The sequence below is a fragment of the Pseudomonas abyssi genome, assembly GCF_002307495.1.
In the GTDB taxonomy this organism is placed as follows: domain Bacteria; phylum Pseudomonadota; class Gammaproteobacteria; order Pseudomonadales; family Pseudomonadaceae; genus Halopseudomonas; species Halopseudomonas abyssi.
The window spans coordinates 121,829-141,705 of the sequence record NZ_NTMR01000009.1 but is presented as its reverse complement, the minus strand read 5'-3'; the positions used below and the strand labels follow the sequence as shown (position 1 = coordinate 141,705).

Annotated in this window: 16 protein-coding genes and 1 pseudogene; 12 read left to right on the top strand and 5 right to left on the bottom strand. The window is 61.6% G+C overall.

Going from position 1 to position 19,877, the window contains the following annotated elements:
* Positions 1-37: 37 nt before the first annotated feature.
* The 5 genes from CNQ84_RS07075 to CNQ84_RS07055 form a co-directional block, all read right to left on the bottom strand.
* Positions 38-958: a GGDEF domain-containing protein gene (locus CNQ84_RS07075; RefSeq protein ID WP_096004200.1), complete on the bottom strand. Its 921-nt coding sequence runs from the start codon at positions 956-958 to the stop codon at positions 38-40.
* Positions 959-1,141: 183 nt separating this feature from the next.
* A complete protein-coding gene (locus CNQ84_RS07070; protein WP_096004199.1) occupies positions 1,142-1,882 on the bottom strand; it encodes a YciK family oxidoreductase in 741 nt (246 codons plus the stop codon).
* Positions 1,875-2,555, bottom strand: a complete 681-nt coding sequence (locus CNQ84_RS07065; protein WP_096004198.1) for an HAD family hydrolase — start codon at positions 2,553-2,555, stop codon at positions 1,875-1,877. The genes CNQ84_RS07070 and CNQ84_RS07065 overlap by 8 nt, the downstream gene beginning before the upstream one ends.
* Positions 2,555-3,262: a bifunctional 2-polyprenyl-6-hydroxyphenol methylase/3-demethylubiquinol 3-O-methyltransferase UbiG gene (gene ubiG / locus CNQ84_RS07060; RefSeq protein ID WP_083726690.1), complete on the bottom strand. Its 708-nt coding sequence runs from the start codon at positions 3,260-3,262 to the stop codon at positions 2,555-2,557. The genes CNQ84_RS07065 and ubiG overlap by 1 nt, the downstream gene beginning before the upstream one ends.
* Positions 3,252-4,592: a TRZ/ATZ family hydrolase gene (locus tag CNQ84_RS07055; RefSeq protein ID WP_096004197.1), complete on the bottom strand. Its 1,341-nt coding sequence runs from the start codon at positions 4,590-4,592 to the stop codon at positions 3,252-3,254. Before CNQ84_RS07055 ends, ubiG begins: the two co-directional genes overlap by 11 nt.
* A gap of 112 nt (positions 4,593-4,704) precedes the next feature.
* Here CNQ84_RS07055 and CNQ84_RS07050 point away from each other — a divergent pair, with 112 nt between their 5' ends.
* The 12 genes and pseudogenes from CNQ84_RS07050 (at position 4,705) to pyrF (ending at position 19,852) form a co-directional block, all read left to right on the top strand.
* Positions 4,705-5,745 (top strand): s-methyl-5-thioribose-1-phosphate isomerase, encoded by a 1,041-nt coding sequence (locus CNQ84_RS07050; protein WP_165771241.1) that lies wholly within the window; start codon positions 4,705-4,707, stop codon positions 5,743-5,745.
* A 255-nt stretch (positions 5,746-6,000) separates the two neighbouring features.
* On the top strand, positions 6,001-8,760 hold the full coding sequence (gene gyrA / locus CNQ84_RS07045; RefSeq protein WP_096004195.1) for a DNA gyrase subunit A: 2,760 nt from the start codon (positions 6,001-6,003) through the stop codon (positions 8,758-8,760).
* 2 nt (positions 8,761-8,762) lie between these two features.
* On the top strand, positions 8,763-9,848 hold the full coding sequence (serC, locus tag CNQ84_RS07040; protein ID WP_096004194.1) for a 3-phosphoserine/phosphohydroxythreonine transaminase: 1,086 nt from the start codon (positions 8,763-8,765) through the stop codon (positions 9,846-9,848).
* A 5-nt stretch (positions 9,849-9,853) separates the two neighbouring features.
* Positions 9,854-10,951, top strand: a complete 1,098-nt coding sequence (gene pheA, locus CNQ84_RS07035) for a prephenate dehydratase (protein ID WP_096004193.1) — start codon at positions 9,854-9,856, stop codon at positions 10,949-10,951.
* Positions 10,952-11,044: 93 nt separating this feature from the next.
* Positions 11,045-12,157 (top strand): histidinol-phosphate transaminase, encoded by a 1,113-nt coding sequence (gene hisC / locus CNQ84_RS07030; protein WP_096004192.1) that lies wholly within the window; start codon positions 11,045-11,047, stop codon positions 12,155-12,157.
* Positions 12,150-14,393, top strand: a complete 2,244-nt coding sequence (locus tag CNQ84_RS07025) for a bifunctional prephenate dehydrogenase/3-phosphoshikimate 1-carboxyvinyltransferase (RefSeq protein ID WP_245841270.1) — start codon at positions 12,150-12,152, stop codon at positions 14,391-14,393. The genes hisC and CNQ84_RS07025 overlap by 8 nt, the downstream gene beginning before the upstream one ends.
* The gene (gene cmk / locus CNQ84_RS07020) at positions 14,393-15,082 is read left to right on the top strand and encodes a (d)CMP kinase (protein ID WP_096004326.1); all 690 of its coding nucleotides are present in this window, start codon (positions 14,393-14,395) and stop codon (positions 15,080-15,082) included. The genes CNQ84_RS07025 and cmk overlap by 1 nt, the downstream gene beginning before the upstream one ends.
* A 155-nt stretch (positions 15,083-15,237) precedes the next feature.
* Complete coding sequence (gene rpsA / locus CNQ84_RS07015; RefSeq protein ID WP_083726706.1) at positions 15,238-16,920, top strand: 30S ribosomal protein S1; 1,683 nt, start codon at positions 15,238-15,240, stop codon at positions 16,918-16,920.
* Between the two features lie 352 nt (positions 16,921-17,272).
* A pseudogene (gene ihfB, locus CNQ84_RS07010) lies at positions 17,273-17,578 on the top strand (integration host factor subunit beta); the annotation flags it as partial.
* Positions 17,579-17,665: 87 nt separating this feature from the next.
* Positions 17,666-17,947: a lipopolysaccharide assembly protein LapA domain-containing protein gene (locus tag CNQ84_RS07005; RefSeq protein ID WP_165771240.1), complete on the top strand. Its 282-nt coding sequence runs from the start codon at positions 17,666-17,668 to the stop codon at positions 17,945-17,947.
* 5 nt (positions 17,948-17,952) lie between these two features.
* Positions 17,953-19,116, top strand: a complete 1,164-nt coding sequence (lapB, locus tag CNQ84_RS07000) for a lipopolysaccharide assembly protein LapB (protein ID WP_096004191.1) — start codon at positions 17,953-17,955, stop codon at positions 19,114-19,116.
* 37 nt (positions 19,117-19,153) lie between these two features.
* Complete coding sequence (pyrF, locus tag CNQ84_RS06995) at positions 19,154-19,852, top strand: orotidine-5'-phosphate decarboxylase (RefSeq protein ID WP_096004190.1); 699 nt, start codon at positions 19,154-19,156, stop codon at positions 19,850-19,852.
* Positions 19,853-19,877: the final 25 nt, after the last annotated feature.

Sequence of the window (19,877 nt, the reverse complement as noted above, 5' to 3'; positions counted from 1 at the left end):
AACGGCGCTCTCGGGCGCCGTTTTTTTTGTGCCGGAGTTACTGTCCAATCACCCGGTTGCGGCCGCCGCGCTTGGCTTCGTACATGCGCAGGTCGGCGCGGTTGAGCAGGCTGGTGGCGTCGTCGTCAGCGCGCAGGGTGGCGTGCCCCAGGCTGGCAGTCATCGGCAGGGGCTGGCCGTCGATGTGGAACTGCAGTTGCTCGATTGACTGGCGAATGCGTTCGGCGACCAGCATGCAGGCGTCAGCGTCAGTGTTGTTCAGCAACACCACAAACTCTTCACCACCCAGGCGGTACAGGCCATCCACGTTGCGCAGTGACGCTGCTACGCAGTTCACCACCGCCTTTAGCGCCTCATCGCCGTAAGCGTGGCCAAAGCGGTCGTTGATGCGTTTGAAATGGTCAACATCCAGTATGGCCAGCGACAGCGGTTGGCCGGTGCGCTTGGCCAGGCGCATGTCGCGCTCCAGATTCTGATTGAGGGCCAGGCGGTTGCCGGCACCGGTCAGGGTGTCGTTCAGTGCACTGGCCAGCGCCTCGCGGTACATCAAGGCATTGCGCAGGGGAAACAGCAGGGTGCCCAGCAGGGCCTCGAGGCTGGCCAGCTCGTTCTCGGTAAAGCGTGTTTGCCGGCTGAGTTGCAGTTCGCCCAGATAGCCGCCGGCGTGTGACAGGCGGTAGCTGCAGCGGTGCAGGGCCCGGTGGCCGAGACTGAGGGACGCGCCGGCAGCGCTGTGGCGGTACTCCATGCCGTCGGCCTGCAGCAGTGCCTGTAAACCGGCAAAGAACATCTCCAGTACGCGGTCTAGCTCAAGGCTGGTTTGCAGGGTCAGGCTCAGGTGGCGCTGGATCGCTTCGAAACTGGATACCGGCTTGCTGCGGCGTCGGCGTGCGGCGTCGCCCTGGGCAAGCTTCATGCGGGCCGAGTCGAAATCGATGGTGTTTCCCTGAAGAGGCATGATGGATGTACCTGCGGAGTCTCTGGTACAGCTTCTCAAGCAATCAATGTGCCATTATATTTTGTTGTTTTATATCAATGGCTTATGGTTTTTGGTGGGTCGGCAGGGTGACGGAGCGGCAAAAAAATGCCGCCTTCGGCCAAGGGGGCCGTGACAGGCGGCGTGCTGTTGTCAAAAAAACGGCTATTGAGCGTCAAAAGCCTCGCCATTGTGCGCTTTGCCGTCAGGCCCCAGCAGGTAAAGGAATACCGGCATGATGTCCTCGGGCTTGGGGTTGGTCTCAGCCTGCTCGTTGGGGTAGGCCTTGGCACGCATGCGGGTGCGCGTGGCGCCCGGGTTGACGCTGTTGACGCGGATGTTGCTGGTACCATCCTGCTCGTCGGCCAGCACCTGCATCATGCCCTCAACGGCAAATTTGCTGACCGCGTAGGGGCCCCAGTAGGCACGTCCCTTGCGACCGACGCTGGAGGACAGCAGCAGTACCGATGCATCCTCTGCAGCGCGCAGCAGCGGCATCATCGCGCGGGTCAGCATGAAGGGCGCGTTGACGTTGACCTGCATGACGCGCAGCCAGGCTTCCGGTTTGACGCCATCAAGCAGGGTGCGCGGGCCCAGCTCGGCGGCATTGTGGACCAGGCCATCAAGCTTGCCGAAGGTGTCGAACAGTTGGTCTGCGAGGTCTTCATAGTCCTTTTCGGTGGCGGTTTCCAGGTTCAGCGGGCAGAGTGCCGGTTGCGGATGGCCAGCCGCTTCAATGGCGTCGTAAACCTCTTCCAGCTTGCTCTGAGTGCGGCCAACCAGCACCACAGTGGCGCCATGGGCGGCACAGCTCAGCGCGCAGGCGCGGCCAATGCCGTCGCCGGCGCCGGTGATCAGGATAACGCGGCCGGTCAGCAGGTCGGCCGGGGCGGTGTACTCAAACATGGGATGTCTCCGGTTGATGCCGCTGTTGCAGCCAGGGCAATAGTTCGCTGGCGTGCTGCACGCTGTGGGTGGCTTGCCAGGCAAGGTGGTCTTCATCTGCGGGCAGATAGCCGTACAGCGCGGCGATGGTGGCCATGCCGGCGGCGCGGCCGGCCTGGATGTCGCGCAGATGGTCGCCGACAAAAATGCAGCCGGCCGGGTCGGTCTGCATCTCACTGCAGGCTTTCAGTGCAGACTCCGGGTCGGGCTTGCCGCGCGCGACCTGATCCGGGCAGACCAGCGACGCGCAGCGACTGGCCAGGCCGGTTTGCTCCAGCAGCGGAATGCTGAAGCGGCTGAGCTTGTTGGTCACCACGCCCCAGGGCAGTTGTTCTGCGTCCAGCCAGTCGAGCAGTTCACTGATGCCGGGAAAGGGCCGGGTATGCACGGCCAATCCTTGCTCGTAGCGGCTGAGAAAGTCCTCGCGCAGCGCGGCGAATGCCGCTGCCTCGGGCGATAGCTTAAAGGCGGTAGACAGCATGCCGATCGAGCCATCAGACACCTGGGCGCGAATCAGTTCCGCAGCGGCCGGCGGTCTGCCGTGCTCCTGCAACATAGCCTGGATGATATGGACAAAATCCTCGGCGGTATCAAGCAGGGTGCCGTCCAGATCAAAAAGAACGCCGCTGAGCATCAAGCCTGCGCCTCGCGCTGGCAGTGCACCATGTAGTTGACGTCTACGTCGGCGCCCAGCTTGTAGGTGCGGGTCAGCGGGTTGAAGGTCAGGCCGGTGATGTCCTGCAGGTCAAGGCTGGCGTCACGCACCCAGCGGCCCAGCTCGGCCGGGCGGATGAACTTGGCAAATTCGTGGGTGCCGCGCGGGAGCATGCGCAAGACGTACTCGGCTCCCACGATGGCGAACATGAACGACTTGGGGTTGCGGTTGATGGTGGAGAAAAACACCTGGCCGCCCGGCTTGACCAGCTTGGCGCAGGCGCGAATCACCGAGCTTGGGTCTGGCACGTGCTCGAGCATCTCCAGGCAGGTCACCACATCAAAGGTGCCGGCGTGCAGCTCGGCAAACTCCTCGGCGGTACTTTGCTCGTAGTCGACGCTGACGCCGGACTCCAGCTGGTGCAGACGAGCGACGGCCAGCGGCGCCTCGCCCATATCGATGCCGGTGACCTGGGCGCCACGCTGGGCCATGGCCTCAGCCAGAATGCCGCCGCCGCAGCCAACGTCCAGCACTTTCTTGCCGGCCAGGCTGGCGCGCTCATCGATCCAGTTGGTGCGCAGCGGGTTGATCTCATGCAGCGGCTTGAACTCGCTGTTGCGGTCCCACCAGCGGCTTGCCAGCGCCTCGAATTTGGCGATTTCAGCGCGATCAACGTTAAGACTCATGGGGTTCCCCTTGGGCAATAAGGGCAGCCAGCTCGCGAGCTCGCTGCAGGATATCAGGCGTATTCAGGCCAATCAGCTGGCCGTCGCGCAGTTTGGCGCGGCCGGCAACCCAGACATCGCTGACCTGGCTGGCGTTGCAGGTATACAGCAGCTGTGAGGCCGGGTTGTAGAGTGGTTGCTGGGCAATGCCGGACAGGTCGACGGCAGTCATGTCGGCCGCCTTGCCGACTTCAAGTGAGCCGATCTCCTCATCCAGCCCCAACGCGCGAGCGCCAGCCAGGGTCGCCATGTGCAGGGCGCTGTGGGCGTCCAGTGCGGTGGGCGCGCCGGCCACGATCTTGGCCAGCAGGGCGGCGGTGCGCATCTCGCCAAACATGTCGAGATCGTTGTTGCTGGCAGCGCCGTCGGTGCCCAGCGCCACGTTCAGGCCGCTGTCGAGCAGGCGCTGCACCGGCATCATGCCGCTGGCCAGCTTCAGGTTGGATTCGGGGCAATGCACCAGCTGCACGCCGTACTCGACCAGCAAGGCCAGGTCGGCATCGCTGATGTCGGTCATGTGCACCGCTTGCAGTCTGGGGCCGAGCAGGCCCAGGCGCTGCAGGCGCTGCAGCGGTCGCTCGCCGGTCTGCTTCACGGCATCGGCAACCTCGCCCGCTGTCTCGTGCACATGCATGTGGATGGGCATGTCCAGCTCGTCGGCCAGGGTGCGAATGCGGGTAAGGGTTTCATCACCCACGGTATAGGGCGCGTGTGGGCCAAAGGCCGTTGTGATCAGGCCGCTGTGGCGCATGTCGTCACGCAGCTTGAGGCCTTTGGCAATCGCCTCTGCCCCGTCGCGGGCGCCGGGGATCGGGTTGTCGATGACCGGAAAGCACACCTGCGCACGCATGCCCGCATCCAGTGCCGCAGCCGCTGCAACATCCGGGTAGAAGTACATGTCTGAAAAACAGGTGGTGCCGCCGCGTAGCATCTCGGCCATCGCCAGCTCGGTGCCCAGGCGGACAAAATCGGCGTTGACCCAGCGCCCTTCGGCGGGCCATATATGTTCCGTAAGCCAGGTCATCAACGGCAGGTCGTCGGCCAGGCCGCGGAACAGGGTCATTGCGGCATGGCCGTGGGCGTTGATCAGGCCGGGGATCAGTACGTGGTTGGGCAGATCGCGGCGCTCGCGCGGTTGCAGTGTATTGGCACTGCTCAGCGGTAGCAGGGCGACGATACGCCCCTGGTGGACCGCCACGGCGTGCTGTTCCAGCACCAGACCGTGGGGGGCAACAGGGATAATCCAGCGTGGCACGATCAGCAGGTCGAGCTCGCCGGGCAGGGTGGTCATGTTCAATTCGCCTTGCATCATGGTCGGCAAGTATACCTGCTGGTTATGGGCAAATGCAGCGTGGGCTTGTGGTGCGCCGGCCAACCCGGCGCCATTGGAAGGAGATTCTGTCATGTTGCAGATTGAGGCGGTAGCAGATAAAGCGTGTTTGCAGGCAGTCAGCTGGCTGCCGGAGGGCGCAGTCAGGTTGCTGGACCAGCGCCGCCTGCCGGAGCTGGCAACCCAGGATTGCCGTGATGAGGTCGAGGTGCTGGCGGCCATGCGCTGTGGCGTGGTGGCCGGTGCGGCGGCGCTGGGCGTTGCTGCAGCCTTTGGCGTTGCATTGGCGGCGCGACAACAGGTCACGCCGGTCCGCGACTGGTCGCAGGAGCTGGAGCCAGTCATCGCCGCTTTTGCCGCGCTGGGGCCAATGGCGGCTAACCTGCAGTGGGCGCTAGGCATCATGCGGCAAACGCTGGCCGGCATCGCGCCTGATGCCGATGTGCCAGGCCGTTTGCTGCAGGCCGCCGAGGCGATCGCTGGCGCCGATGCCGAGGCCAACCAGAGTATGGCGCGCTTTGGCTTGCAGTTGCTGCGCCGCCATCACTCGGCTGAACAAAAGCTGATGCTGCTGGGTTACAGCGGCGAGCTGTCTGGCGGCGGAGGCGGCACGGCCATGGGGGTGGTACAGGCGGCCCACCGGGCCGGCGTATTGAAAGAGGTGCTGGTCAGTGAGGCCAGCCCGTCGCGCAGCGGCGCACGACTGGCTGCCTGGGAGTTGCAGCGCACTGGCGTGCCGTGCAGCGTGATAGCGGATACGGCCGCGGCCAGCAGCATGAAATACGACCCGGTGTCCTGGGTGATAGTGGGCGCCGAGCGCATTGCCGCCAATGGCGATGTGATCACTACCCAGGGGACCTACGCGCTGGCCATTCTGGCCATGCACCACGGTCTGCGCTTTATGGTGGTGGCCTCGACCGCCACCCTGGACATGAGCCTCAGTGACGGCGATGCCCTGGAGCCCGAGGTGCTGCAGGGCGCGGCGGGGTCCAGTCAACCGCTGGACGTTACGCCGGTCGAGCTGATTGACGCCATCGTCACGGAAAAGGGCGTTATCGAGCGACCTGACGAGGGCAAGATCGCCAAACTCATGAGTATTCGCCGACTGCACTGATGTTGCTCGCTCACCCCCTTTGGCGGGCGCGCTATGTGCTCCCGTCGACGGGTTCTCTGTGGTATCCTTTGCCGCTTTGATCGGGCGGAATGCGCCCCGCTGCAGAAGCCGTTCTGCAGGGTGGGTTGATCAGTGCTTTCGCTTTTCCAATGCGCGTGTCGCAGAGGTGTTGATGTCCCGGCCAGTCCGGGGCTTCAGGCCTTTGCATTGCTTTTGGCGTTATTTCAACGCCGACAATAAAAGGAATGCCGTTTCATGGGTGAACTGGCCAAAGAAATCCTTCCAGTCAATATCGAAGACGAACTGAAACAGTCCTACCTGGATTACGCCATGAGCGTCATCGTTGGTCGGGCTCTGCCGGATGTGCGTGACGGTCTCAAGCCGGTGCACCGTCGTGTGCTGTACGCCATGAGCGAACTGGGCAACGACTGGAACAAGCCGTACCTGAAGTCGGCGCGTGTGGTTGGTGACGTCATCGGTAAATACCACCCGCACGGCGACTCCGCGGTGTACGACACCATCGTGCGTATGGCGCAGAACTTCTCCATGCGTTACCCACTGGTCGATGGCCAGGGCAACTTCGGTTCCATCGACGGCGACAACGCGGCGGCGATGCGTTACACCGAAGTGCGCATGGCCAAGCTGACCCATGAGCTGCTGGCTGACCTGGACAAGGAAACCGTCGATTGGGTGCCCAACTACGACGGCAAAGAGCAGATCCCCGACGTCCTGCCAACCAAGATCCCGCACCTGCTGGTCAACGGTTCCAGCGGTATCGCCGTCGGCATGGCGACCAATATTCCGCCGCATAACCTGACCGAGGTGATCAACGGCTGCCTGGCGGTGATCGGCAACCCGGATATCAGCATCGACGAGCTGATGGAGTATATCCCGGGTCCGGACTTCCCGACCGCGGGCATCATCAATGGTCGCGCCGGCATCGTTGAGGCCTACCGTACCGGCCGTGGTCGTATTTACGTGCGTGCTCGCTGCGAAATCGAAGATATCGACAAGGTCGGCGGTCGCCAGCAGATCGTCATTTCGGAACTGCCGTATCAGCTGAACAAGGCGCGCCTGATCGAGAAGATCGCCGAGCTGGTCAAGGAAAAGAAACTCGAAGGTATTACCGAGCTGCGCGACGAGTCCGACAAGGACGGTATTCGTGTGGTTATTGAGCTGCGCCGTGGTGAAGTGCCCGAGGTGGTGCTCAACAACCTGTACTCCCAGACCCAGATGCAGAGCGTATTCGGCATCAACGTGGTCGGTCTGCTGGACGGTCAGCCGAAGATTCTCAATCTGAAGGAACTGCTCGAAGCCTTCGTCCGTCACCGCCGTGAAGTGGTGACCCGTCGTACTGTCTATGAGCTGCGCAAGGCACGCGAGCGCGGGCACATCCTGGAAGGTCAGGCGGTTGCGCTGTCCAACATTGACCCGGTTATCGAGCTGATCAAGAAGTCGCCCAGCCCGGCTGAAGCCCGCGAAGCCTTGATCGCGACCGCCTGGGCGCCGGGCACCGTGATCGAGATGGTCGAGCGTGCCGGTGCCGAGTCCTGCCGCCCCGATGGGCTGGACGAGCAGTATGGTCTGCGTGAAGGCAAGTATTACCTGTCTCCCGAGCAGGCCCAGGCCATTCTGGATCTGCGTCTGCATCGCCTGACCGGCCTGGAGCACGAAAAGCTGCTGACCGAGTACCAGCAGATTCTGGAGCAGATCGGCGAGCTGCTGCGCATCCTGAACAGCCAGGAGCGCCTGATGGAAGTCATCATCGAAGAGCTGGAAAAGGTACGCGACGACTTTGGTGACGAGCGTCGCACCGAGATCGTTGCTTCGCGCATGGACCTGTCCCTGGCCGACCTGATTGCCGAAGAAGACCGCGTGGTGACCATCTCCCACGGCGGTTATGCCAAGAGCCAGCCGCTCACCGACTACCAGGCCCAGCGCCGTGGTGGCCGCGGCAAGGCGGCGACCGGCGTGAAGGATGAAGACTACGTCGAGCACCTGCTGGTCGCCCACAGCCACGCTACGCTGCTGCTGTTCTCCAGTCGCGGCAAGGTGTATTGGCTGAAGACCTACGAAATTCCGGAAGCGTCGCGTGCCGCGCGTGGGCGCCCGTTGGTCAACCTGTTGCCGCTGGAGGAGGGTGAGTGGATCACCGCCATGCTGCAGGTTGACCTGGAAGCCCTGCAGCAGCAGAGCGCCGAAGAGGGCGATGAGCTGGAAGACGAGGCGGGCGTGATCGAAGGTGAAGCCGTTGAGGTCGAGGCCGATGCCGACGGTGATGCTGACAGCGACGATGACGACAACGACGAGCCCACCGGTTCCTACATCTTTATGGCCACCGCGCGCGGCACCGTGAAGAAGACGCCGCTGGTGCAGTTCAGCCGTCCGCGCAGCAATGGCCTGATCGCCTTGCGCCTGGAAGAGGGTGACACCCTGATCGCCGCAGCCATTACCGACGGCTCGCGCGACATCATGCTGTTCTCCGACGGCGGCAAGGTTATCCGCTTCAAGGAGCGTCATGTACGCACCATGGGCCGTACCGCCCGCGGCGTGCGCGGCATGCGTCTGCCGGCCGAGCAACGTCTGATCTCCATGCTGATCCCCGAGCCAGAGGCGCAGATCCTGACCGCCTCCGAGCGTGGTTACGGCAAGCGCACCGCGCTGGAGGGCTTCCCGCGTCGCGGTCGTGGCGGCCAGGGCGTGATCGCCATGGTCTCCAACGAGCGCAATGGCGCACTGGTGGGCGCTGTGCAGGTGGTCGATGGCGAGGAAATCATGCTGATTTCCGACCAGGGCACCCTGGTGCGCACCCGCGTCAGCGAGGTGTCCAGCCTCTCGCGTAACACCCAGGGCGTCATGCTCATTCGCCTGGCCCCGGAAGAAAAGCTGGTCGGCCTGGAGCGTGTGCAGGAGCCCACTGAGGAAGAGATTGAAATGGCCGTTGAAGCCGCCGCAGAAGGCGAGGAGCAGCAGCCCGAAGGTGATGAGCAGCAACCCGTGGATGATCAGGAGTAATCGTGAGTAAGCGTCTGTTCAATTTCTGTGCTGGACCGGCAGCGTTGCCGGAAGCGGTGTTGCAGCGGGCTCAGGCTGAGCTGCTGGACTGGCAGGGCAAGGGCCTGTCGGTCATGGAAATGAGCCATCGCAGCGACGAATTTGTTGCTGTCGCCCAGCAGGCCGAGCAGGATCTGCGCGAGTTGCTGGTCATTCCCGACAACTACAAGGTGCTGTTCCTGCAGGGTGGCGCCAGTCAGCAGTTTGCCCAGATCCCGCTGAATCTTATGCCCGAGGGCGGCAGCGCCGATTACATCGATACCGGCATCTGGTCGCGCAAGGCCATCGACGAGGCTGCGCGCTTTGGCAACGTCAACGTGGCCGGCAGCGCCAAGGCCTACGACTACTTTGCCATTCCTGGTCAGAACGAGTGGCAGCTGTCGGCAGACGCCGCTTACGTGCACTACTGCCCGAACGAAACCATCGGCGGCCTGGAGTTCAACTGGGTGCCGCAGACCGGCGATGTACCGCTGGTGGCGGACATGTCCTCGACCATCCTGTCGCGGCCGATTGATGTCTCACGCTTTGGCATGATCTACGCCGGCGCCCAGAAAAACATCGGCCCCAGCGGGCTGGTGGTGGTGATTGTGCGTGAAGATCTGCTGGGTCGTGCCCGTGCCGGCTGCCCGACCATGCTTGACTACGCCGTGGCCGCGCAGAACGACTCCATGTACAACACCCCGCCGACCTTCGCCTGGTACCTGTCCGGCCTGATCTTCCAGTGGCTCAAGGAGCAGGGCGGCCTGGAGGCGTTCAAGCGCATCAACGATACCAAGCAGAAAACGCTGTACTCCGCCATCGATGGTAGCGAGCTGTACAGCAACCCGATCAACGTTGCTGACCGGTCCTGGATGAATATTCCGTTCCGCCTGGCTGATGATCGGCTGGACAAGCCTTTTCTGGCGGGCGCCGAAGAGCGCGGACTGCTCAATCTGAAAGGTCACCGCTCGGTTGGCGGTATGCGCGCCTCCATCTATAACGCAGTGCCGCAAGCCGCGGTCGACGCACTCGTGGCCTACATGGCCGAGTTTGAACAGCAGCACGGTTGATATCCATGTCTGATGAAGATCAGTTGAAGGCGCTGCGCAAGCGCATCGACACCATTGATGAAAAGATCCTTGACCTGATCAGCGAGCGGGCTGCCTGCGCGCAGACGGTTGCACAGGTCAAGCAGAAGGCGCTGGAGCCCGGCGTCAAGCCGCTGTTCTACCGTCCCGAGCGCGAAGCCTGGGTGCTCAAGCACATCATGGAGCTGAACAAGGGGCCGCTGGATAACGAAGAAGTGGCCCGCTTGTTCCGTGAAATCATGTCGGCCTGCCTGGCGCTGGAAGAACCCCTGCGTGTGGCCTATCTGGGCCCGGAAGGCACCTTTACTCAAGCGGCTGCGCTCAAGCACTTTGGTCACTCGGTGGTCAGCGTGCCGATGGCGGCGATCGACGAGATCTTCCGTGAAGTGGCGGCCGGCGCGGTGCAGTTTGGCGTGGTGCCGGTAGAAAACTCTACCGAAGGCGCCATCAACCACACGCTCGACAGCTTCCTGGAGCACGATCTGGTGATCTGCGGTGAGGTAGAGCTGCGCATCCACCATCATTTGCTGGTCGGTGAAAACACCCAGACCGACAAGATCTCCCGCGTGTATTCCCACGCCCAGTCGCTGGCCCAGTGCCGCAAATGGCTGGACGCCCATTACCCCAATGTCGAGCGCGTGGCTGTTGCCAGCAACGCCGATGCCGCGCGTCGGGTCAAGGGTGAATGGAACTCGGCTGCGATTGCCGGCGATATGGCGGCCGACCTTTACGAGCTGACACGTCTGGCCGAGAAAATCGAAGACCGCCCGGATAACTCCACGCGTTTTCTGATCATCGGTAACCAGCAAGTACCGCCGACCGGCGACGACAAGACCTCGGTCATCGTTTCCATGCGCAACAAACCGGGTGCGCTCCATCACCTGCTCGAGCCGTTCCACTCCAACGGCATCGATCTGAGCCGCATCGAAACCCGCCCGTCGCGCAGTGGCAAATGGACCTATGTGTTCTTTATCGACTTCTTCGGTCACCAGCACGATCCGTTGATCAAGGATGTGCTGGAGAAGATCAACGACGAATCGGTAGCGCTCAAGGTGCTGGGGTCGTATCCGAAGGCGGTGCTCTAAATCATCAGCGACAAGCTGCAAGCCGCAAGCTGCAAGCAACTGCGGCCTGATGTGACTTGAAGCTTGCTGCTTGTAGCTTGAGGCTTGTGTTCTATGAGTTGTGATTTCCTCAGCCTGGCGCGGCCAGGTGTGCAGAAGCTGTCTCCCTATGTGCCGGGCAAACCGGTAGAGGAGTTGGCGCGAGAGTTTGGCTTGCGGCCGCAGGATATCGTCAAGCTGGCCAGTAACGAGAATCCGCTGGGCCCGAGCCCGGCGGTAGGTGAGGCCATTGCTGCGGCATTGGCAGAATTGACGCGTTACCCGGACGGCAATGGCTTTGCGCTGAAGCAGGCGCTGGCTGCGAAGCTGGGCGTGGATACCGCAGGTATTACGCTGGGCAACGGCTCCAACGATATCCTTGAACTGGTCACGCGCGCCTTTGTCGGTCCTGAGCACGAAGTGGTCTTCAGCGATCATGCCTTTGCTGTTTACCCCATTGTCACCCAGGCGGTGGGTGCCAAGGCGGTGTCTGTACCGGCCAAGGATTGGGGCCATGACCTGGATGCCATGGCGGCCGCCATCACCGCGGCGACCCGGGTGGTCTTTATCGCCAACCCCAACAACCCCACCGGCACCTGGATTGAACGCGCTGCGCTTGAGTCCTTCCTTGATCGCGTGCCGGAGAACGTCATCGTGGTGCTGGATGAAGCCTATACCGAGTACGTTGAAACGGACGACGTGCCCAATGGCGTCGATTACCTGGAGCGCTACCCGAATCTGCTGGTCTCGCGTACCTTCTCCAAAGCCTATGGCCTGGCCGCGTTGCGGGTAGGCTACGGCCTGTCCAATCCGGCGGTTGCCGATGCGCTGAACCGCGTACGCCAGCCGTTCAACGTCAACAGTCTAGCGCTGGCCGCTGCACTGGCGGCCCTGCAGGATGAGGCGTACCTGATCGAAAGTCGCCGCATCAACCGCCAAGGCATGCAGCAACTCGAAGACGGCTGTGCGGCTCTTGGCCTGAGCTGGATTCCCTCGCGCGGCAACTTCCTCGCCATCGACCTGGGTCGTGAAGCGGCGCCGGTCTTTCAGGCGTTGCTGCGCGAAGGGGTGATTGTGCGGCCGGTGGCCAACTACGGCATGCCGAACTACCTGCGCGTGACCATCGGTCTGCCAGCGGAAAATCAGCGGTTTCTGGATGTGCTCAAGCAGGTGCTGAGTCGTGGCTGATGTAACCGGCCTGTCACCAGTAACACCGACAATCGATCGCCTTGCCGTTATCGGGCTTGGCCTGATCGGCGGCTCCTTTGCCAAGGGTATGCGCCAGAGCGGCCTGTGCCGCGAGGTAATCGGTTGTGATCTGGACCCGGTCTCACGCCGTCAGGCGGTGCCTCTGGGCGTGGTCGACAAGGTCACGGCCAATCTGGTTGAAGCCGTGCAGGGCGCTGATCTGATCATGCTGGCCGTGCCGGTGCTGGGTATGCGCGCGGTACTGGCGCAACTGGCAGCGCTGGAGTTGGGCGATGCCGTGATTACGGATGTGGGCAGTACCAAAGGGGCGGTTGCCCAGGCGGTGGAAGAGGTGTTTGGCGCGGTACCTGCCAACTTTGTGCCGGGCCACCCGATTGCCGGTTCGGAAAAAAGCGGTGTGGAGGCGGCGCGGGCAGATCTGTTCCGCCACCACAAGGTGATTCTTACGCCGCTTGAGCAGACGGCGGCGGAGGCGGTCAGCTTGGTGCAGCGCTGCTGGCAGGCGCTGGATGCCGATGTGGAGAGCATGTCGCTGGCCGACCATGATGAAGTCCTGGCGGCGACCAGCCATTTGCCGCATCTACTGGCCTTTTCGCTGGTCGATACGCTGGCATCGCGTAACGAAAATCTGGAGATTTTTCGCTACGCTGCCGGTGGCTTCCGGGACTTTACCCGCATTGCCGCGAGTGATCCGGTGATGTGGCGCGATGTTTTTCTGGCCAATCGGGATGCGGTCTTGCGCAGCCTCGATGCCTTTACCCAGGATCTGGGTCGACTGCGTGAGGCGGTGGACACCCGCGACGCCAACACGCTGCTTGGTGTGTTTACCCGAGCCAAGTCGGCACGAGAGCATTTCAGCACTATTCTGGCCCGCAGGGCCTATATGGAACCTATGCAAACTCAAGAATTCAACTTCATCGCCAGCCCCGGCGGCAAGGTCAACGGCAGTATTCGTGTGCCCGGCGACAAGTCCATTTCCCATCGCTCGATCATGCTCGGCTCACTGGCCGAAGGCGTGACCGAGGTCGAAGGCTTCCTGGAAGGCGAAGACAGTCTGGCGACCCTGCAGGCATTCCGTGACATGGGCGTGGTGATTGAGGGGCCGCACCATGGCCGTGTGACTATCAACGGCGTTGGCCTGCACGGCCTGCAGGCGCCGCCCGGCTCGCTGTACCTGGGCAACTCCGGCACGTCCATGCGTCTGTTGTCGGGTCTGCTGGCCGGACAGGATTTTGACACCGTACTGACCGGTGATGCTTCGCTGTCCAAACGCCCGATGGGCCGTGTGGCCAAGCCGCTGCGCGAGATGGGCGCGCAGATCGACACCGGCGAAGAGGGCCGCCCGCCACTGCGTATCAAGGGCGGCAGCCGCATGATGGGCATGGACTACCAGATGCCGATGGCCAGTGCGCAGGTCAAATCCTGCATCCTGCTGGCGGGGCTGTATGCCTCTGGCACCACCTCGGTGACCGAACCTGCGCCCACGCGTGACCATACCGAGCGCATGCTCAAGGGCTTCGGCTACCCGGTCAAGGTGGATGGTGCCACTGCGACCATCGAGTCGGGCCATACTCTCAAAGCCTGTCGCATTGATGTGCCGGCCGATATCTCGTCTGCGGCCTTCTTCATGGTTGCTGCCAGCATCTGCGAGGGCGCTGACCTGACGCTGGAGCACGTCGGCATCAACCCGACGCGCATCGGCATCATCAATATCCTGCGCGCCATGGGCGGTAATCTGGAGCTGCTCAACGAGCGCGAAGTAGGCGGTGAGCCGGTGGCAGATATCCGTGTGCGCTACGCGCCGCTCAAAGGTATCGACATCCCGGTGGATCAGGTGCCGCTGGCAATCGACGAGTTCCCGGTACTGTTCGTGGCTGCAGCCTGCGCTGAAGGACGGACCATTCTGCGTGATGCCGAAGAGCTGCGGGTGAAGGAGTCGGATCGCATCCAGGTCATGGCTGACGGTCTGCAGGCGCTGGGCGTGAAGGCAGAGCCGACGCCGGACGGCATCATTATCGACGGCGGCCCCATGGGGGGCGGCAGTGTCGAAAGCCATGGTGACCACCGTATCGCCATGTCGTTCTCGGTCGCTGCACTGCGCGCCACCGGCGACATTCATATCAAGGATTGCGCCAACGTGGCGACATCATTCCCGGGCTTTATCGACCTTGCGCAATCGGTCGGCATGCAAGTCCGTCTGGAGGACAACGCGTGATTGATCAACAGGCCCCCGTCATCACCATCGACGGCCCTGGTGGGTCGGGCAAAGGCACCATCGCCGGTCTGCTGGCGTCTCGCCTGGGCTGGAATCTGCTGGACTCCGGCGCCCTGTATCGCCTGCTTGCCCTGTCGGCGCGCAATCATGGCGTGGATCTGACCAACGAAACCTCGCTGGAAACGCTGGCCGCGCATCTGGATGTGCAGTTCATCGCCGCCGAGGCGGGTGGCGAGCAGCAGATCATCCTCGAGGGCGAGGATGTGAGCCGCGCCATCCGTACCGAAGATGTCGGTGCCGGCGCCTCCCAGGTAGCCGCGCTGCCGGCGGTGCGCGACGCGCTGCTGCAGCGTCAACGCGTGTTCCGCGAAGCGCCGGGGCTGGTCGCCGATGGCCGTGACATGGGAACCGTGGTGTTTGCCGATGCGCAATTGAAGGTGTACTTGACCGCCAGCGCCGAGGAGCGCGCGTCACGGCGTTACCGGCAGTTGCTCGGAAAGGGTGAAACTGCTAATCTGGCGAGTCTTCTCGATGAGATTGTCGCGCGGGATGAGCGGGATATGAATCGCAGCGTTGCGCCGCTGAAGCCGGCGGATGATGCAATCCTGATCGATTCCACGCAGATGAGCATCGAAGAAGTACTTGAAACAGTCCAGACGATGGCGCGCGAGCGCAACCTGCTGGGCTGATCAGACTGTCTGTTCCGGGTAACCAGCACCACCGGAAAGGGCATTGATACCATCAACCCACGCAAGCTGGTGGCGTGGCGGGACAGTAGCTGCAAGGCGCGCTTTAAAACGGCTCTGCGGTAGCTGCCCTAAAATACTTACTTACAGGATTCCAAATGAGCGAAAGCTTTGCCGAACTTTTTGAAGAAAGCCTAAAAACCCTTGATATGGAGCCGGGCTCCATCATCACTGGTATCGTTGTGGACATCGACTCCGACTGGGTCACCGTTCACGCCGGTCTGAAATCAGAGGGTGTCATCCCGCGCGATCAGTTCCTGGACGAGCAGGGCGAACTGACCATCGAAGTGGGTGATGAGGTTCACGTTGCACTGGACGCCGTTGAAGACGGTTTCGGTGAAACCAAACTGTCCCGCGAAAAGGCCAAGCGCGCCGAATCGTGGAAAGTCCTCGAAGCTGCTTTCGCTGCAGAAGAAGTCGTCAAGGGCGTTATCAACGGCAAGGTCAAAGGTGGCTTTACCGTCGACGTCAACACCATCCGTGCGTTCCTGCCGGGCTCGCTGGTTGACGTACGTCCCGTACGTGACACCACCCACCTGGAAAACAAGGAACTGGAATTCAAGGTCATCAAACTGGACCAGAAGCGCAACAACGTTGTCGTTTCCCGTCGCGCAGTTCTGGAAGCCGAGAACTCCGCCGAGCGCGAAGCCCTGCTGGAAACCCTGCAGGAAGGTCAAGTCGTCAAGGGTATCGTCAAGAACCTCACCGATTACGGTGCGTTCGTTGACCTGGGCGGCGTAGACGGCCTGCTGCACATCACCGACATGGCCTGGAAGCGCATCAAGCATCCGTCCGAGATCGTCAACGTTGGTGACGAGATCGACGTCAAGGTCCTGAAGTTTGACCGTGAGCGTAACCGCGTTTCCCTGGGTCTGAAGCAACTGGGCGAAGATCCGTGGGTCGCTATCACCGGTCGCTACCCGGAAGGCACTCGCGTTACTGCCAAGGTCACCAACCTGACCGATTACGGCTGCTTCGCCGAGCTGGAAGAAGGCGTAGAGGGTCTGGTTCACGTTTCCGAAATGGATTGGACCAACAAGAACATCCACCCGTCCAAGGTTGTCAACGTTGGCGACGAAGTGGAAGTTATGGTTCTGGACATCGACGAAGACCGTCGTCGTATCTCCCTGGGCATCAAGCAGTGCAAGATGAACCCGTGGGAAGAGTTCTCCAGCAAGTTCAACAAGGGCGACAAGATCTCCGGTTCCATCAAGTCCATCACCGACTTCGGTATCTTTATCGGTCTGGACGGCGGCATCGACGGTCTGGTTCACCTGTCGGACATCTCCTGGAACGAAGCCGGCGAAGAGGCAGTACGCCGCTTCAAGAAAGGCGACGAGATCGAAACCGTTATCCTGTCTGTTGACCCTGAGCGCGAGCGTATCTCCCTGGGCGTCAAGCAGCTGGAAGACGATCCGTTCTCCAACTTCGTTTCCCTGAACGAGAAAGGCAGCATCATCACCGGTTCCGTCAAGGAAGTTGACGCCAAAGGCGCCATCATCACTCTGGCAGACGACATCGAAGGCACTCTGAAAGCCTCCGAAATCAGCCGTGACCGCGTTGAAGATGCCCGCAACGTCCTGAACGTTGGCGATGAAGTCGAAGCCAAGATCATTGGTGTCGACCGTAAGAGCCGCGTCATCAGCCTGTCCATCAAGGCGAAAGACGTTGAAGACGAGAAAGAAGCCATGCAAGACCTGCGTAAGCAGGAAATGCTGGCCGCTGGTCCGACCACCATTGGTGATCTGATCAAGCAGCAGATGGAAGGCAAAGGCAACTAAGCCTATCCAGCTGTAAAAAAGGGCGACTTCGGTCGCCCTTTTTTGTGCCCGCCCATTGGGCGGGCACAGCTGCAAGCCTCAAGCTGCAAGCCACAAGAAAAAAACGCGTTGTCGAGGCCGCGGGTTTACCTGAGATAAAGCATCAAGTCTTTAGCAAAAGCTTGATAGCGCCGCAGGCAGCTGCATCCTGATTACGCTTGCCGCTTGCCGCTTGCCGCTTGCCGCTTGCCGGGGGCGGCCATCCGCCTTGCCGCTGCGAAGCGCGGGAGCGCTTCGCTTAACAGGCTGTTCAAACCTAGTCAAGCATGGTAAAACCCTATAAAACGACAAACGAGTCTACTCGCTTGATAAGAAAGGGAAAACCATGACCAAGTCGGAGTTGATCGAGCGCATTGTCGAACAACAGGGGCAGTTGTCGGCGAAGGACGTTGAGCTTGCGATCAAGACCATGCTGGAACACATGTCCCAGGCATTGGCTACCGGGGAGCGAATCGAGATTCGTGGATTCGGCAGTTTCTCTCTGCATTACCGTGCGCCGCGGGTAGGGCGTAATCCCAAGACCGGTGATGCGGTAGAACTGGAGGGCAAGTACGTACCGCACTTCAAGCCAGGCAAGGAGTTGCGTGATCGGGTTAACGAGTCACTCGAAAACGCCTGATCCAATGCCGCAGCCCGGCTGGGCTGGGTTATACTTCGCACACACTCAATGGATGCGGAGTTGTATCACATGCTGTGGTTGAAGCGCGTGTTGCTGATCCTGGTTTTGCTGCTGGTAGCCTTGGCGACCATGGATTTCATGCTGGAAAATCAGCAAGCCACCTCCCTGCAATTTCTCGAGATGCAGTCTCCTGCATTGCCTCTCTCCATCTACGTTGTGCTTGCCTTCATTCTCGGCAGTGCGCTGGGCGTTTTCGTCGGCTGGCTGATTACCACCCGTTTGCGACTGAAGCTCATGGTGCAAAGCAACGAGCTTAATCGCTACCGCAAGGAAATCGACAAACTGCGCACGCAAGCTGTCAAAGGCTGATAGTCATGCAGGAACTGATGTTCCTTGGGCTGTTTGTGCTGGCCCTGGCGATAGGCTGGTTTCTGGGGCGCCGTGAGGCCATCAAGGTTGGCTTCATGCTGCAGCCGCACGGGAGTGCTGTCGACAAGCAGTATTTTATTGGCCTCAATTACCTGCTGAACGAGCAGCCTGACGAGGCCATCGAGACCTTTATCCGCGCGCTAGAGGTCAACCCCGAGACCGTCGAAACCCACATCGCCATCGGTAAGCTGTTTTGTCAGCGTGGTGATGTTGAGCGGGCAATCAAGGTCCATCAGAATCTGCTGGCTCGCCCCAGTCTGACGCCTGAACAGGCTGACCGCGTGCAGCTGGAGCTGGCCCGTGATTACCTGGCTGTCGGCATGCATCAGCGCGCGGAGCGTTTGCTGGAGGAGTTGGCCGGTTCTGGCTCAAGTCTCCGTGCAGAGGCACTGGTCGATCTGGTTTCGGTTTACGAGCACCAGCACGAATGGGGCGAGGCTATCGCTATTGGTGAGCGCCTGCTGCGCGAACGGCCGGAGTTTTCGGTTACCCTGGCGCACTATCATTGTGAGCTCGCTGCGCAGGCCTTGCAGCGGCGCGAGGCGGCCGATGCGCAACGGCATCTGCGTGCAGCGCTAAAGGTTGAACCGCTGTGTGGCAGGGCATTGATCATGCTTGCTGAATTGCACGCGCAGGCAGCCGAGTACAAGGCGGCAGCGGATCTGCTGCAGCGACTTGCGCAGCAAGTCCCGGACTTTGTGCCGGAAGTGCTGGCGTTGGCCGAGCGCTGTGCGGATAATGGCGCGCTCGATCTGGCGGACTATCTGGATCAGGCGCTGGAGCGCTCTGCCAAGCCGGTTGTCGCCATCATCCTGGCGCGCGCGCGGCTGATTCAGCGCACAGAAGGGGCTGCCAGTGCAGAGCGTTTTTTACTGCAGCGTCTGCAGGTGCAGCCCTCGCTACCCGGGGTGCTGGAGTTGCTGCGCTTGCGTGGGCCGGCGGAGAATGCTGCCGACCCTCTGCCTGGACTGCTGGACGCCCTTAGCCGGGCGCGTCCTCGCTATCGTTGTGACAGCTGCGGCTTTGCAGGTAACAAGCTCTACTGGCAGTGCCCGAGCTGCCAAAGCTGGAGCACGGTAAAACCGCTGAAGGGCCACGAGCTGGTCTGACATCGCCTAATCCAATCTTGAACAGGATATACGTTATATGCCGAACATCAGCCCGATTATCGTCGCCCTGGATTTCCCTGAGTCGGGTGCGGCCCTGCAGTTGGCGGATGTACTGGATCCACAGAAGTGCCGCGTCAAGGTTGGCAAGGAGCTGTTCACCAGCGCAGGCCCTGCGGTGGTTGAGGCCTTGCAGGCCAAGGGCTTTGAGGTGTTCCTGGATCTCAAGTTTCACGATATCCCCAACACCACCGCCAGCGCCGTGCGCGCCGCCGCTGAATTGGGCGTGTGGATGGTAAATGTGCACGCCGGTGGCGGTCGCCGCATGATGGAGGCTTGTCGCGAGATACTGGAGCGTCGCCCTGGCGGTCGTCCTCTGCTGACCGCTGTGACCATTCTTACCAGTCTGGAGCAGGAGGACCTGCAGGAAGTAGGTATCGATATCGAGCCCATGGTTCAGGTTCAGCGTCTGGCTCGCCTGACACAGGATTGCGGTCTGGACGGGGTCGTGTGCTCGGCGCGTGAAGCCAAGGCGCTACGCGGTGCCTTGGGAGAAGACTTCCTTTTGGTCACGCCGGGTATTCGGCCGGCCGACAGCGCGGCAGATGATCAGAAGCGTATCGTTACGCCGGCGCAGGCGCTGGAAAATGGCAGCAGCCATCTGGTGATTGGTCGTCCGGTCACCCGTGCGCACAATCCGGCCCAGGCGCTGGACGAGATTATCGCCAGCCTGGGCTAGGCGCTCAGAGGTACCTGCCCATAAA

Excerpts from the sequence above, each read along its gene's own strand:
- rpsA (WP_083726706.1), top strand. The coding sequence starts at position 15,238 with ATGAGCGAAAGCTTTGCCGAACTTTTTGAAGAAAGCCTAAAAACCCTT.
- pheA (WP_096004193.1), top strand. The coding sequence starts at position 9,854 with ATGTCTGATGAAGATCAGTTGAAGGCGCTGCGCAAGCGCATCGACACC.
- CNQ84_RS07050 (WP_165771241.1), top strand. The coding sequence starts at position 4,705 with ATGTTGCAGATTGAGGCGGTAGCAGATAAAGCGTGTTTGCAGGCAGTC.
- CNQ84_RS07055 (WP_096004197.1), bottom strand. The coding sequence starts at position 4,592 with ATGACCACCCTGCCCGGCGAGCTCGACCTGCTGATCGTGCCACGCTGG.
- CNQ84_RS07075 (WP_096004200.1), bottom strand. The coding sequence starts at position 958 with ATGCCTCTTCAGGGAAACACCATCGATTTCGACTCGGCCCGCATGAAG.
- lapB (WP_096004191.1), top strand. The coding sequence starts at position 17,953 with ATGCAGGAACTGATGTTCCTTGGGCTGTTTGTGCTGGCCCTGGCGATA.
- CNQ84_RS07065 (WP_096004198.1), bottom strand. The coding sequence starts at position 2,555 with ATGCTCAGCGGCGTTCTTTTTGATCTGGACGGCACCCTGCTTGATACC.
- ubiG (WP_083726690.1), bottom strand. The coding sequence starts at position 3,262 with ATGAGTCTTAACGTTGATCGCGCTGAAATCGCCAAATTCGAGGCGCTG.
- CNQ84_RS07070 (WP_096004199.1), bottom strand. The coding sequence starts at position 1,882 with ATGTTTGAGTACACCGCCCCGGCCGACCTGCTGACCGGCCGCGTTATC.
- pyrF (WP_096004190.1), top strand. The coding sequence starts at position 19,154 with ATGCCGAACATCAGCCCGATTATCGTCGCCCTGGATTTCCCTGAGTCG.
- gyrA (WP_096004195.1), top strand. The coding sequence starts at position 6,001 with ATGGGTGAACTGGCCAAAGAAATCCTTCCAGTCAATATCGAAGACGAA.
- hisC (WP_096004192.1), top strand. The coding sequence starts at position 11,045 with ATGAGTTGTGATTTCCTCAGCCTGGCGCGGCCAGGTGTGCAGAAGCTG.